This window comes from Paenibacillus ginsengihumi DSM 21568, from assembly GCF_000380965.1.
In the GTDB taxonomy this organism is placed as follows: domain Bacteria; phylum Bacillota; class Bacilli; order Paenibacillales; family NBRC-103111; genus Paenibacillus_G; species Paenibacillus_G ginsengihumi.
This window is the reverse complement of sequence record NZ_KB905548.1, coordinates 70,950-84,670: the sequence shown is the minus strand read 5'-3', so window position 1 is coordinate 84,670 and position 13,721 is coordinate 70,950. Positions and strand designations below refer to the sequence as shown.

At 56.9% G+C, this 13,721-nt stretch carries 12 protein-coding genes; all 12 read right to left on the bottom strand.

What is annotated here, in order from left to right; all coding sequences use genetic code 11:
• Positions 1-42: 42 nt before the first annotated feature.
• Positions 43-270, bottom strand: a complete 228-nt coding sequence (locus tag F591_RS0100415) for a YlzJ-like family protein (RefSeq protein ID WP_019532596.1) — start codon at positions 268-270, stop codon at positions 43-45.
• A complete protein-coding gene (locus F591_RS0100410) occupies positions 267-1,028 on the bottom strand; it encodes a ClpP family protease (RefSeq protein ID WP_019532595.1) in 762 nt (253 codons plus the stop codon). The genes F591_RS0100415 and F591_RS0100410 overlap by 4 nt, the downstream gene beginning before the upstream one ends.
• 1,043 nt (positions 1,029-2,071) lie before the next feature.
• A complete protein-coding gene (locus F591_RS0100405) occupies positions 2,072-3,748 on the bottom strand; it encodes a ribonuclease J (RefSeq protein WP_019532594.1) in 1,677 nt (558 codons plus the stop codon).
• A 215-nt stretch (positions 3,749-3,963) separates the two neighbouring features.
• Positions 3,964-4,845, bottom strand: a complete 882-nt coding sequence (gene dapA / locus F591_RS0100400; protein WP_019532593.1) for a 4-hydroxy-tetrahydrodipicolinate synthase — start codon at positions 4,843-4,845, stop codon at positions 3,964-3,966.
• Between the two features lie 18 nt (positions 4,846-4,863).
• The gene (gene dapG, locus F591_RS27045) at positions 4,864-6,159 is read right to left on the bottom strand and encodes an aspartate kinase (RefSeq protein ID WP_019532592.1); all 1,296 of its coding nucleotides are present in this window, start codon (positions 6,157-6,159) and stop codon (positions 4,864-4,866) included.
• Between the two features lie 137 nt (positions 6,160-6,296).
• Positions 6,297-6,893: a dipicolinate synthase subunit B gene (locus F591_RS0100390; RefSeq protein ID WP_019532591.1), complete on the bottom strand. Its 597-nt coding sequence runs from the start codon at positions 6,891-6,893 to the stop codon at positions 6,297-6,299.
• On the bottom strand, positions 6,890-7,789 hold the full coding sequence (gene dpsA / locus F591_RS0100385) for a dipicolinate synthase subunit DpsA (protein WP_019532590.1): 900 nt from the start codon (positions 7,787-7,789) through the stop codon (positions 6,890-6,892). The genes F591_RS0100390 and dpsA overlap by 4 nt, the downstream gene beginning before the upstream one ends.
• Before the next feature lie 282 nt (positions 7,790-8,071).
• Positions 8,072-8,524: a dUTP diphosphatase gene (gene dut, locus F591_RS0100375; RefSeq protein WP_040740613.1), complete on the bottom strand. Its 453-nt coding sequence runs from the start codon at positions 8,522-8,524 to the stop codon at positions 8,072-8,074.
• A 1-nt stretch (position 8,525) separates the two neighbouring features.
• Positions 8,526-9,776, bottom strand: coding sequence for a M16 family metallopeptidase (locus tag F591_RS0100370; RefSeq protein WP_019532587.1), 1,251 nt, complete (start codon positions 9,774-9,776; stop codon positions 8,526-8,528).
• A 48-nt stretch (positions 9,777-9,824) separates the two neighbouring features.
• The gene (locus tag F591_RS0100365; RefSeq protein WP_019532586.1) at positions 9,825-10,862 is read right to left on the bottom strand and encodes a polysaccharide deacetylase family protein; all 1,038 of its coding nucleotides are present in this window, start codon (positions 10,860-10,862) and stop codon (positions 9,825-9,827) included.
• A 141-nt stretch (positions 10,863-11,003) separates the two neighbouring features.
• Entirely contained in the window at positions 11,004-13,106 is a 2,103-nt protein-coding gene (pnp, locus tag F591_RS0100360; protein ID WP_019532585.1) for a polyribonucleotide nucleotidyltransferase, read from the bottom strand.
• A gap of 213 nt (positions 13,107-13,319) precedes the next feature.
• The gene (rpsO, locus tag F591_RS0100355; protein ID WP_026326271.1) at positions 13,320-13,589 is read right to left on the bottom strand and encodes a 30S ribosomal protein S15; all 270 of its coding nucleotides are present in this window, start codon (positions 13,587-13,589) and stop codon (positions 13,320-13,322) included.
• Positions 13,590-13,721 lie beyond the last annotated feature (132 nt).

The following is a 13,721-nucleotide window of genomic DNA, read 5'->3' as shown; positions in this document are numbered from 1 at the left end:
TAATCGATTATACCACAATTTGGGGGGAATCATGAAGTAGCGTCAGATCGTAATCGGCGTAAATTCGATCAGGCGCCCAGGCGCATATTGGGGATTCAAATAATCCTGCGGATTGCAGCTCAGCAGCCGAACGATCGACGCTTGACGGGCGTTCACCTGCCGCACCTGCAGCGGAACGCCGTTCATCGTGATCTCCATATAATCGGCATTGTCGAGCCCTTCGCTGCCCTGCAGCACAGCTTCGATCGGCAGCACCGAATAATGAATCATTGCACCATGCCTCCGATTCGGTCGCGCTTAGCACGGTACTCTTCGATCATCAGGTTCAGCTCGCGGATCGCATCGCCTACGCCGCCTACCGCATCGATCAGGCCAAACCGGACGGCATCCGGACCGATGACCGTCGTGCCGATATCGCGCGTCAGCTCCCCGGTCTTGAACATCAGCTCCTTCAGCTTGTCCTCGCTGATTCTGGAGTGGCTCATAATGAAGCGGATCACCCGCTCCTGCATTTTATCCAAATATTCGAACGTTTGCGGCACCCCGATGACCAGCCCGTTCAGGCGGATCGGATGAATGGTCATCGTAGCGGTCTCGGCGATAAACGAACGTTTGGAAGATACGGCAATCGGCACGCCTATGCTGTGCCCGCCGCCAAGCACGAGGGTGACCGTCGGTTTGGACATCGTCGATATCATCTCCGCGATCGCAAGGCCCGCCTCGACGTCGCCGCCGACCGTATTCAGGATGACGAGCACGCCCTCGATCTTCGGATTTTGCTCCGCAGCGACAAGCTGCGGGATCAGATGCTCGTATTTGGTCGTCTTGTTCTGGGGAGGGAGCACCATATGCCCTTCCACTTGACCGATAATCGTCATGCAGTAAATATTCGACTCCGCGGCCGTTTGAGCGGCTGTCTGGCCCAATTGCTGAATCGCCTCGACGGCGGCGTTCTTTCTAGCATCATCCTGATTCGGGCTTGGCGCCTGCGGCATCTCCTGGTTGCTGCGATAGCCGTTAAATGGCATTCATAAATCCTCCCATCAGCGTCGTCATTATTCTTGAAAATAGCCCAGAGTGCGCAGCCCATTTACATTATCTGATGGTGCCGCGCAAGCCGCATGGGCGTCTGTCTTGAAAAATTTGGACGGAATCCGCCGGCGAATTTTTCAACACCGAAGGTGACGACCATGACAAGCCATTCGCTCGTCAAGCGTCTAACGGTTAGTATGAAGCGAAGCTCCCAAAATATGCACAATGCGCCGTTCTTTTCCCCATAAAGTTATCAGATCGCCCAGGATTACGAGAAAAACCTTGCCTTCGGCAAGGGGGCCAGACTGCTTTACTGTGCAAACCTATACTTTGTTGCGACGGCGATACTCGGCTTGCGATACTCGGCCGGAAATACTCGGTCAGCGGCCCCCGAACGGCGCGATTGCGTTCGAGCTCCGCGTTAGCCTGCGAACTCCGTGTTACGTTCGAATTCGGCGTTTACGTAGTACCGCCGATGACGACGGGTGGCGAAAGGAATCGCTCGGCATTGGCGTCTCTCCCCGCGGGAACGGTTTAAAGCGCACAGCGTATTGGGGCACAGGACGAAGCCTGGGGCATGGGACACTGGGGCACTGGGGCCCCGCCTTTCTGGCCGCTTGTCTGGCCACAAATATCGTCTCTAACGCAAGTGACAAACGCTATTTAGCTGAAAAGCACCCTTTTAAAAATGTAACGCAGCCTGGTAGCGCTATTTTGGCAAAAACGCTGAATCGGGCAGCAAACATGCGAAATAAGGCCGCTCACTTGCGTTACAATTTCCAATCGTGCGTTTCGAGGGAAATAAGCTCTGTGGCTAGCGTTAGCTTGGGGTTCGCCCGGCAGCCCGGCAAAACGCGAGCTCGCGGCCCAGCGGGAACACTAATCGAATTAACGGTTTGTATTTATAACAAAAGACCGCATTCTGCATAAGAATGCGGTCTTGGTGATGCGCCTTATATGGGCGAATCGTAAGCGGCTGGTTACAACGTTACAACCTTAATATATTCATGGTTTCCGGTTCGATGACTGGTGGGCCTGATCAAACTTCCATAATGATCGGAAGGATCATCGGTCTTCTTCTGGTTTGTTCATATAAAAATCGTCCAAGGGCGTCCTTGACATGTGTTTTGAGAGACGCCCATTCGTTGACATTTTCGTTCATAAGCCGCTGCAAGGTGCTCGTTACGATACGGTTCGCTTCCTCCAGCAGCCCTTCGGATTCGCGCACGTACACAAACCCGCGGGAAATGATGTCCGGTCCGGACATGATCGCGCCGTCCTGCTTGCTCAGCGTGACAACGACGACCAGGATACCGTCCTGCGACAGAAGCTTCCGGTCTCTGAGGACAATATTGCCTACGTCTCCTACGCCGAGACCGTCGATGAGAATATTGCCGGAAGGAACCTTCGATCCTTTGCGTGCCACGCCGTCCTGGAACTCGACCGTTTCGCCGTTGTCGACGATGAAGATGTCTTCGCGGTCCATCCCGATCGATTCGGCGAGCAGACCGTGCTGCCTGAGCATCCGGTATTCTCCGTGAATCGGAATGAAATACTTCGGCTTGATGAGGTTCAGCATCAGCTTCAGCTCTTCCTGGCTGCCGTGTCCCGATACGTGAACGCCGGTGACGGAGCCCGGGCCGTAAATCACGTTCGCGCCGATTCTCATCAACTCGTCCACCGTCCGGCCGACATAACGTTCGTTCCCCGGTATCGGCGTCGCCGCAATGATGACGGTATCTCCGGGAAGAATATCGACCTTCCGGTGATTCGAACGAGCCATTCGCGTGAGTGCCGACATCGGCTCTCCTTGACTGCCGGTGGACAAAATAACGACCCGATCGGCAGCCATCTTGTTCACTTCTTCCGGTTCGATCAGCATCCCGTCAGGAATACGCAAGTATCCGAGCTCGTGAGCGATCGTCACGACATTCACCATACTCCGACCGATAACGGTTACTTTTCTTCTCGTCGCTTCCGCCGCGTCGATGACCTGCTGAATCCGGTGAACGTTCGATGCGAAGGTAGCGATGACAACGCGCTGCTTGGCGCTGCGGAATACATCCTCGATCGCCGTGCCGACTGTCTTCTCCGAAGGGGTGAAGCCGGGACGTTCTGCATTCGTGCTGTCCGAAAGCAGAGCGAGCACGCCTTGCTTCCCGATCTCAGCCATCCGCTGCAGATCCGCATATTGATCGTTGACCGGAGTGTGGTCGAATTTGAAGTCCCCCGTATGCACGACCCGGCCTTCGGGCGTGTCCAAGCATACGCCGACGGAATCGGGGATGCTGTGATTCGTACGGAAAAAGCTGGCCGTAATCGATCCGAGCGTAAGCTCGGAATCGGCCGTAATCACGATTCGCTTCGTATCGCCGAGAAGCCCGGCTTCCTTCAGCTTGCCTTCGATCAGTCCCATGGTCAGCCGGGTAGCATATACCGGAACGTTCAGATGCTTCAGTACGTAAGGCAATCCGCCTATGTGGTCCTCGTGTCCGTGAGTGATCAGAATGGCTCTGACTTTATCGCGGTTCTCCGTCAAGTAGCTGATGTCCGGAATGACCATATCGATGCCGAGCATATCTTCCTCTGGAAACTTGAGACCGCAATCGATAACGACAATATCATTCGCATACTGGACCACATACATGTTCTTCCCGATCTCGCCCACGCCGCCAAGAGCGAAGATCGATAGCTTATCTATATTTTTCTTGGACAAGAATTAAACCTCCTCTGTTGAATTGACGACGATTCTTGTATGAAAAGCAAACCATTAAAAAACCGCACCAGTCACTTGCCACCATTATACATGAAAAAAATAACCAATTACAAGCTGCGGCCTTCAAGGCCTTCTGTTACCCGTTATTGTATCCAAAAAAAGAAAACCGATGCCGCAAACGGCACCGATTTCGCGGGCGGCTATTGACCGCCGGTTCAATCGAACAGCGCTGCAATAAATCGTCCTTCTTCTTCGGTTACATTCACTAGCGGCAGGCGCAAGCCGCCTACATTCATACCGCGGTAATTGAGCGCAAATTTGACAGGAGCCGGGCTTGGCACGCGATGCGGGCATTCGAACATCCCTTTGAAGATCGGGTGCAGCTTGCGGTTAAGCTCCGCCGCTTCCCGAACGCAGCCCTGCAAGTACAAGTCGATCATCGTTTTCATCTCTTTGCCGATGACATGGCTTGATACGCTTATGATGCCGTGAGCGCCGACGGAAAGAGCCGGTAGCGTCATGCTGTCGTCGCCGCTGTATACGACGAAGCCCGGACGGGCGCCGTGCAAAATTTGCGTAATTTGATCGGTATCCGTGCAATCCTTCGTCGCCGCGATATTCGGAATTTGCGACAGGCGGACTGTCGTCTCGGCGGTAATATTGACCCCTGTGCGTCCCGGAACGTTGTACAGAATAACCGGCAAGCTGACCGATTCCGCGACCGCTTTGTAATGCTGGTACAGCCCTTCCTGGGACGGGCGGTTATAGTACGGGGCGACCAGGAGCAGCGCATCGACGCCGAGCTTCTCGGCTTCCCGGGACAGATGAATCGTGTGCCCGGTATCGTAGCTGCCGGTCCCGGCAATAATTTTGCAGCGGCCCTTGGCGTGCTTGACGGCATAGTCGAAGAGCTGCAGCTTTTCCTCCTCGGTGAGCGTAGGAGATTCGCCAGTCGTACCGCATACGACCAGGCTGTCGCTTTGCTGCTCCTCGATCAAATAATCGATCAGCCGGCCAACCTGCGGCCAATCGATTTGCAGCTGACTGTCGAATGGCGTGACCATCGCCGTAATCAATCTTCCGAAATCTACGGACATGTTAATCCCACTTTCCTCTTAATCTGATTCGTCGCTAACGCCTGCAGCCTCCGCGGGCTCGCTTGCGAAGCCGCCGTCCATATCGGCCGAACCGGCAGGGTGATGCAGCAAAAACCGCCGATGTAGCGCCCGAACCGCGGCCTCCATATCCTGGCTCTGCACGAGCACCCAGATCGTCGTATTGGAATCCGCCGACTGCAGGATGCGAATATCCTCCTCGGTCAACGCCTCTACGATATGGGCCATAATTCCCGGAACCCCGTTCATGCCGCCGCCGATAATCGACACCTTGGCGCAATGGGGCGTCAGCTCCGGCTCCAGCCCGAGCTTCCTTAGCGCGCTGGCAGCGCGCCGCGCCTCATGGCCGAACACGGTATACACGACCCCCGAAGGATTGACGTTAATGAAATCGACGCTGATCTTCTCCTGCGCCATCGCTTTGAACACCGTAAGCTGCAGGTCGTACGCCCCTTCATCGGAGCGAATCTGAATTTGCGTCACGTCGGCAAAATGCGCAATCCCGGTAACATAACGATCGTTGATCTTGCCTTCCTCCGGCTTCAGCGCTTCGGGATGCGTGACGAGCGTCCCCGGGTCCTTCGAGAACGTGGAGCGAACGCGGATCGGAATCCCGGCATGCATGGCCACCTCGACGGCCCGCGGATGAATGACCTTGGCCCCGCTATGGGCCATGTTGCATATTTCGGCATACGATACCGCAGCCAGAGCCCTGGCTTCCTTGACGATTCGCGGATCGGCCGTCAGTATCCCGCTCACGTCGGTGAAAATATCGACCATTTCGGCCTTGAGCGCCGCACCGAGCGCCGTCGCCGAAGTGTCGCTGCCTCCCCGACCGAGCGTCGTGAAATCGCCGTGCCGGTTCTCTCCCTGAAAGCCGGCGACAATAGCGACTCTTCCCTGGTCCAGCAATTCAAGAATACGCTTCGGCCGCACTGACAAAATTTGCGCATTGCCGTGATCCTCATTGGTCAGAAGGCCTGCCTGAGCCCCTGTCAGCACGGCGGACGGGATGCCTGCCGCGCACAGCAGGCTGCACAGCGTCGCTGCCGAGATCAGCTCGCCGCAGCAAAGCAGCATATCCTTCTCGCGGGCCGGCAGCCCGTCCCCGTTCTCCTTGATCCAATCGAGCAGCGTATCCGTTGCGTACGGGTCACCCCTGCGCCCCATGGCCGATACGACGACAACTAGTTTGAAGCTTTGCCGCAACGCATCCTGGACGTGTTCTATGACGTGTGCTCTGGCTTCAGCTGTGGCAAGGGATGTGCCTCCGAATTTCTGCACCAAGATCTTCATAAGATCTCCCCTTTGCTTACATGCCTGCCTTATGAAAATAGCGGGCAGCATCCGCCGAACGTCGAAGCGTCAGCGAAAGTATATGGACAGCAAAGCGGGGCTTCCGCGTCGGAAGCCATCGCTTGACTCGTCATATATCATTGATAATTGAAGCGCTCGATCAGCAGCGGTTGAAGCTGCTTGCCTCTCAGCGCCTCCGCGCACGTCTCCATAATCAGATCCATTCTGGCCACCAGCGAATTCGGCTTGGCTGACGGATTGTCCTGCCCGAACGGGACGAAATAGATGTTTTTCATAATGAGAAGCTTGCTGACGTTCGCCGCATTCAGCCCCAATCCGTCGTTCGTCGAGATCGCAATGACCAGCGGACGCTGATTGCGCATTTGCGCTTTGGCCGCCATCAGCACAGCACTGTCCGTCTGCGCATTCGCCAGCTTGCTGGTCGTATTGCCCGTGCACGGGGCGATGACCATGACGTCGAGCAGCTTGGAAGGCCCCAGCGGTTCCGCATCTACAATTGAAGAAATAATATCATTTCCTGTGATGTCTTTCAACTGTTTTAACCAATTTTCCGAGGTGCCAAAACGGGTGTCTGTCGTCAAGATCGTCTGCGTCACGATCGGAATAACGTTCGCGCCGGCGTCGACGAAACGCTGGATTTGCGGCATGACCTCCTCGAACGTACAGTGCGAGCCAGTCAAGGCGAAGCCTACCGTAATTCCTTGCCAGGTCATTGCTCATTCCTCCTTGCAGTCGCCTCTTCCATAATGATCTTGGTGAGCGCATCGGCGATGATGCGGCCGGCAGTCTTCGGAGCGACGATGCCCGGCAGCCCCGGCGCCAGCATCGCCTTGATGCCCCGCTTCTCGGCGAACCGGAAGTCGGTCCCGCCCGGACGCGAGGCCAGATCGATGATGACCGCCCGGTGAGGAAGGCTGGCGATGACTTGCGCCGTCACAATCATGGAAGGTACTGTATTAAAAAGCAAGTCCGTTCCCGGCGCCTGGGCCAGCAAATCGTGCGTATAGAACGGATTCAGCCGCATTTCCGAAGCGCGGGCATAATATTCGGGCTTGTTGACTCCGACCTTGACGTGCGCTCCCATGCCCTGGAGCGTCCGGGCCAGCGTAATCCCCGTTCGTCCGAAGCCAAGCACGACGGACTTGGACCCGTGGATCGTGAAATCCGTGTTCTGGATCGCGATCATAATCGCGCCTTCCGCTGTCGGAATCGAATTGTATATAACGACGTCGTCCCGGTCGAACAGCTCCACCAGCCGAATCCGATGCTTCGCGCACAGCTCGCGCAAATACGGTCTGGCCATCCCGGTGAACAGCGTGGCATGCTTCGGCAAAGCGGCGATATGCTCGTCGCCCAGAATAAGCTCGGAGGACGAGAATAAGCTCTCGACCCGGCCGTGATCGTCCGTTCCAACCGCCGGCAAAATAACGGCATCCATTCCCGTCAGCGCGTCTGGCGACAGTTCCGCCTTCGTAATGCCGCTGAACTGGTTTTGCAAATTATCGAAACCGATAAGAACGACCGACGCGTCCAGCTCGGAGCATTTGTGAATCACTTCGAGCTGGCGGGCGTCGCCCCCGATGAGCGCCACTTGAATTCCGGTCAGCATTCCTTCTCACCTCTTTCAAAGTCGCTTTCAATAACTCATCTTATGCCGGAGCCCAGTGATGGGTTACAACCGGCCAGACGGGCGAAGCGAAGCGGCCCCTGCCGGCAAAGCAGCGTTGGCGGCCGCCCTGCGGCAGACGGATGCGGCGCTTTAAGCAAGCCCAAAAAAAGCAGCCGCCGTGACCTGATGGCCCGGCAGCTGCCTGCGTCATTATTGCATAATCTCATTTGCCCGATTTGCCCGAAGGCATGCGGATTCGTCCGCTCCTGTCTGTCCCACGGTTTATTTCGTTCCCGTGTGGCCGAAGCCCCCGGCGCCGCGGTCCGTCGCCTCAAGCTCCTCCGCTTCCGTTAAACGGACGGCGGGCAGCCACTGAAAGACGATTTGCGCGATCCGCTCGCCCCGCTCAATGGCGAATGGCTCGCGGCCGTGATTGATGAGCAGCACCTGCACCTCGCCGCGATAATCGGCGTCGATCGTTCCCGGCGAGTTGAGCGCCGTGATGCCGTATTTCAATGCCAGCCCGCTCCTCGGGCGAACCTGCGCTTCCAGCCCTGCCGGCATCGCCATCGCCAGCCCTGTCGGAATAAGCGCCCGGTCTCCGGGCTGCAGCACGACAGGCGCGTCCTGCGGCACAGCCGCGTACAGGTCGAAGCCGGCCGCCAGCTCGGACATGCGCCTAGGCAGCGGCAGCCCTTCGCTGTGCGGAAGCCGCTTCAGTCTAATCTCATATATTTCAGACAAGCTGATCCCTCCTGAAATTCGCCGCCGCCTCGTCCGAACCGCCGACCATGGCCAGCGCGAACGGCTGGGCCATCATCTGGTCCGTCAGCTGGCGAATATGCTCCATCTCCACGCTTTCGATGCGTGCGATCATTTCATCCAGACTGTAGTGCCTGCCCAGCATCAGCTCGTTCTTGCCGAGCCGGTTCATCCGGCTGCTCGTGCTTTCCAGGCTGAGAATGAGGCTGCCTTTCATCTGTTCCTTCCCTTTCTTCAGCTCGGCCGGCGTCAGTCCGTTCGCCTTGATGTCGGACAGCACCTCCATCGTAATGTTCAGCACTTCGGCGGTCTGCTTAGGGGCCGTTCCCGTATAGATGGTGAACATGCCGCCGTCCTGATAGGAAGTATGGTAGGAATACACGGAATACGCCAGCCCGCGCTTCTCGCGGATTTCCTGGAACAATCGCGAGCTCATGCCGCCCCCGATCGCGTTGTTGAGCAAAATCATCGCATACAGCATATCGTCTTTGGCCGACAAGCCGGGCAGCGACAGGCAGATATGGTTTTGCTCCGTCTTCTTATGATGATAAATATAATCGCTGTGAAACTGCGGCTGCGCCTTCTCCTGCGCGCTGCCGGCCAGCGCAAAGCCGCCGAAGTGCCGTTCGATCAGCTCCACGACGTCGTCGCCGACATTCCCGGCCAGGCTAATGACGGTGTTCGGGATCGTATAGTGCTCGGCCATGTACTGCCTGAGGGTATCCGAATGCATCGCGGACAAATTGTCCTCCGTGCCGATAATCGGATAGCCGAGCGAATGGTTGCCGAACGCCGCCTTGGCGATCAGATCGTGCACCATGTCGTCCGGCGTATCCTCGTACATGGCAATTTCCTCGTAGATGACGTTTTTCTCCTTGTCCAGCTCGGCCGGATCGAATGCGGAGCGGAAAAACATGTCGGCCAGCACCTCGACAGCCAGCGGCAGATGCTCATCCAGCACCTTGGCGAAATAGCAGGTGTATTCTTTGGACGTAAAAGCATTCACGTTGCCGCCGATGCCATCGAACAGTTCGGCGATATCCTTGGCGGAATATTTGTCCGTCCCCTTGAACAGCATGTGCTCGATAAAATGAGAAATGCCGTTATTATGCTCGCTTTCATACCGCGACCCCGTCTTGACCCAAATGCCGAAAGCGACGGAACGGCATGTCGGTATTTGCTCGACGACGACCCGCAGCCCGTTGCTCAATGCGTATTTATTCAAAAGTATAGAGCCTCCTCGGTCGATCCGTATAATAGTTAGATATTATCATTATTGTTCGGCCGACTCAACCTCCGGCACCCGCTTCGGCGAAATCGTCTCGCTGACGGTGCCGAGCGACAAGCCCTTTGCCTTGATCACCCGAATCATCTCCTTCAGCGCCGAGCTGCTCGGCTCCGTCGGATGCATCAAGATCAAGGAGCCGGGCTCGACATGATCGGCGATCTTCCTTACGATGGACGCCGGGCTCGGCTTCTTCCAATCGACCGTATCCAAGGTCCACAGCACGGTGCGCAGCCCCATCCCGTGAGCGATATCGACCGTCGCCTGGTTGAAATCGCCGGCAGGGGGAGCGAACAGCTTGTTTTTGGCGCCCAGTTCCTTGGTCAGCAGCGCTTCGGTTTTGGCGATTTCCGACGTCGCCCGCGCCCGGTCCAGCGTGCTCATTTTCGGATGGGAATAAGCGTGATTGGACACCTCGTGCCCTTCCTGCATAATGGTCCGCGCGGTCGCTATATTTTGGTTCAGCCAGGACCCGTCAAAGAAAAAGGTCGCCTTCACGTTCTCTTCGCGCAGCGTGTCCAGCATCTTCGGGATGTACTCGTCGCCCCAGGCCACGTTAATCATCAGCGACACCATCGGTTTGTTCGGATTGCCCTTATATACCGGATGAGGCCCCAATTGGTCGATATGTACTTTCGCCGGGATTTCCCGCATGATCAGCTTCGGCGGCTCCGGAAACCCTTCCTGCTCGGCCAGCTCCAGCGTCTTTTCGACATCGAGCTCGAGCCCGTTGTAGCCGGGAATCGCCTTCCAGACGCGGTCGACGACGGCGTTCACCGGGGCGACATAGCGGCGCTTCGCCTCTTCCTCGATCCGGCTGCGCATTTCGGCGCGCCGCTTCTCCAGCCCTTCGACGTCCGCTACCTGCACCGCGGCCAGCCACTCCGACGAAAGCGGCGCGAATACGGCACGCCCGGATTGCTCGCGCGCGTACTCGACGAACCGGTCGATCCCCTCCAGCTGACTGATGCCGACGAGGCATGCCGCTATGCCGGCCGACACGTACAACCATTGCTTTCGCTTCATGGGATGTCTCCTGTCGTTTCTTTTTTCACCATAATTATGAACGAAGGGACAAGTGTAGACCACAACAAAAAAAGAGACAGACTGCTCTGGCTCTTTTGTCGTGCCCGGCAAGGCGCCGAGCCTGGTATTCGATTCCGGCGGTTAGGCCTGCGCGGTCATCTGCGAGGTCAATACCGCTTTGCGGGACAGGTTGATCCGGCCCTGGCTGTCGATTTCGGTCACCTTGACCGTAATCTGGTCGCCGATCTTGACCACATCCTCCACCTTGCCTACCCGCTCGGTCGACATTTGGGAAATGTGAACAAGCCCTTCCTTGCCCGGCAACACTTCCACGAAGGCGCCGAACTTCTCGATACGCTTCACGGTGCCCAAATAAATCTCGCCGACGACCACCTCGCGCACGATGCCTTCGATAATTTGACGGGCCTTCTCGTTCGCCTGTTCGTCCGCCGAAGCGATGAAGACACGTCCGTCCTGCTCGATATCGATTTTGACGCCGGTTTCCTCGATGATCTTGTTGATCACTTTGCCGCCTGCGCCGATGACGTCGCGAATTTTGTCCGGATTGATCTGCATGGTCAAAATTTTCGGGGCGTACGGCGACAGGCTCGGCTTCGGCGCAGCGATGCGCTCCAGCATTTTGTTCAGAATGAACAAGCGGCCTTTCTTCGCCTGCTCCAGCGCTTGCGCCAAAATTTCGCGGTCGATGCCATCGATCTTGATATCCATCTGCAGCGCAGTGACGCCCTTGGACGTTCCGGCTACCTTGAAGTCCATATCGCCCAAATGGTCCTCCATGCCTTGAATGTCGGTCAAGATGGAGAAATGCTCCCCGTCCTTGATCAAGCCCATCGCCACGCCAGCGACCGGCGCCTTGATCGGCACGCCTGCATCCATCAGCGCCAAGGTGCTGGCGCAAATGCTCGCCTGGGATGTCGAGCCGTTGGACTCCAATACTTCGGATACAAGGCGAATCGTATACGGGAACTCCGCCTCCGAAGGAATAATCGGCTCCAGCGCGCGCTCGCCGAGTGCTCCGTGGCCGATCTCGCGGCGTCCCGGAGCCCTAAGCGGCCTCGCTTCTCCAACGCTGAACGGCGGGAAGTTGTAATGGTGCATGAACCGCTTCGATTCCTCGAGATCGATGCCGTCCAATATTTGCACGTCGCCGAGCGCGCCGAGCGTGCACACGCTGAGCGCCTGCGTCTGGCCGCGGGTGAACAGTCCCGAGCCGTGCGTGCGCGGCAGCAGGTTGATATCGCACTCGATCGGGCGAATTTCGTCCAGCGCCCGTCCGTCCGGACGAACCTTGTCGTGGGTAATGAGCCGGCGCACTTCTTCCTTCACGATGTCATACAAGGTCTCTTTCACATCGCTCAGCAGCTCCGGCGTCTCCGCATACACCTGGGTGAAATGCTCGACCGCCTCCGCGTTGATCGCGTCGATGGCATCCTGCCGCGCATGCTTCTCCGGAATTTGAATCGCCTCGACAAGCCGGGCTTGAGCGAATTCCCGCACCGTGCGATTGACCTCCGGATTGACGCTGTGCAGCACGACCTCCATCTTCGGCTTGCCGGCCTCCGCAACGAGCTGCTCCTGCAGGGCGACGATCTTCTTGATCTCATCGTGCCCGAACATGATCGCCTCAAGCATCACTTCCTCCGGCACTTCGTCGGCACCGGCTTCGACCATCATGATCGCGTCCTTCGTCCCGGCGACGACGAGATGAATATCGCTCTTGTCGGCCTGCTCCAGCGTCGGGTTGATCACAAACTGTCCGTCCACCCGGCCGACGATGACCCCGCCAACCGGACCGTTAAACGGAACGTCGGATATGCTGAGCGCGGCCGAAGTGCCGATCATCGCCGCAATCTCCGGCGAGCAGTCCTGATCGACGCTCATGACCATGGCTACGATCTGCACATCGTTGCGGAACCCTTCCGGAAACAACGGACGAATCGGACGGTCCGTCAAGCGGCCGGCAAGAATCGCCTTCTCGCTCGGGCGGCCCTCTCTTTTAATGAAGCCGCCGGGAATTTTCCCTACGGAATACAGCCGCTCCTCATAGTTGACTGTCAGCGGGAAAAAATCCAGGTCCTTCGGCTCCTTCGAAGCCGTAACCGTACAAAGCACCGCCGTGTCCCCGTACCGGGCCATGACTGCGGCATTGGCCTGCTTCGCCAGCCGACCGGTTTCGAGTATGAGCGTGCGGCCGGCCAAGTCCATCTGCACTTTCTTCTCCATATGCTACCTCCTCCATCGCTTCCGACGACTCTCTTAGGCTGTCATCTCTTAATCATTCTGCATAATGGCTAGTATTTCCTTCTTTTTTGCAAAACATGACGCAAGTCCTTGCTCTGCACATGGAAAAAAAGCAACCTCCAACCCTCCCCGCGGGAACGCCCGGACGGACGTCGCGGAAAGGATCGATTCGGTTGCTTTCCAACTGATTCACTATTAACGGCGCAGGCCAAGCTTCTCGATCAGCGCGCTGTAACGATTAACGTCTTTGTTTTTCAAGTACGTCAAAAGCTTACGGCGTTGACCGACCATTTTCAACAGCCCGCGGCGGGAATGATGGTCCTTCTTGTGAACCTTCAAGTGGTTCGTCAGGTTCACGATGTTTTCCGTAAGGATAGCGACTTGAACTTCAGGAGACCCTGTGTCGTTATCGTGCGTCTTGTGAGCTGCAATCAGTTCCTGCTTGCGTTCTTGAGTAATAGCCATCCTGTTCACCTCCATTTAAGTAAGTATATCCCCTTCAGCCCAGAGAGCGCCGGAGAGTTCGCATCTCCATGCCGAGGTTCATTATTGACGCCGGTTAGCGAATAACCGACAACGAATGATAGTATATCATAT

Bases quoted from the DNA above. Each gene is read 5' to 3' on its own strand.
- F591_RS0100415 (WP_019532596.1), bottom strand. From the start codon at position 270: ATGATTCATTATTCGGTGCTGCCGATCGAAGCTGTGCTGCAGGGCAGC.
- F591_RS0100410 (WP_019532595.1), bottom strand. From the start codon at position 1,028: ATGCCATTTAACGGCTATCGCAGCAACCAGGAGATGCCGCAGGCGCCA.
- dapA (WP_019532593.1), bottom strand. From the start codon at position 4,845: ATGTCCGTAGATTTCGGAAGATTGATTACGGCGATGGTCACGCCATTC.
- dapG (WP_019532592.1), bottom strand. From the start codon at position 6,159: ATGAAGATCTTGGTGCAGAAATTCGGAGGCACATCCCTTGCCACAGCT.
- F591_RS0100390 (WP_019532591.1), bottom strand. From the start codon at position 6,893: ATGACCTGGCAAGGAATTACGGTAGGCTTCGCCTTGACTGGCTCGCAC.
- dpsA (WP_019532590.1), bottom strand. From the start codon at position 7,789: ATGCTGACCGGAATTCAAGTGGCGCTCATCGGGGGCGACGCCCGCCAG.
- F591_RS0100365 (WP_019532586.1), bottom strand. From the start codon at position 10,862: ATGAAGCGAAAGCAATGGTTGTACGTGTCGGCCGGCATAGCGGCATGC.
- pnp (WP_019532585.1), bottom strand. From the start codon at position 13,106: ATGGAGAAGAAAGTGCAGATGGACTTGGCCGGCCGCACGCTCATACTC.
- rpsO (WP_026326271.1), bottom strand. From the start codon at position 13,589: ATGGCTATTACTCAAGAACGCAAGCAGGAACTGATTGCAGCTCACAAG.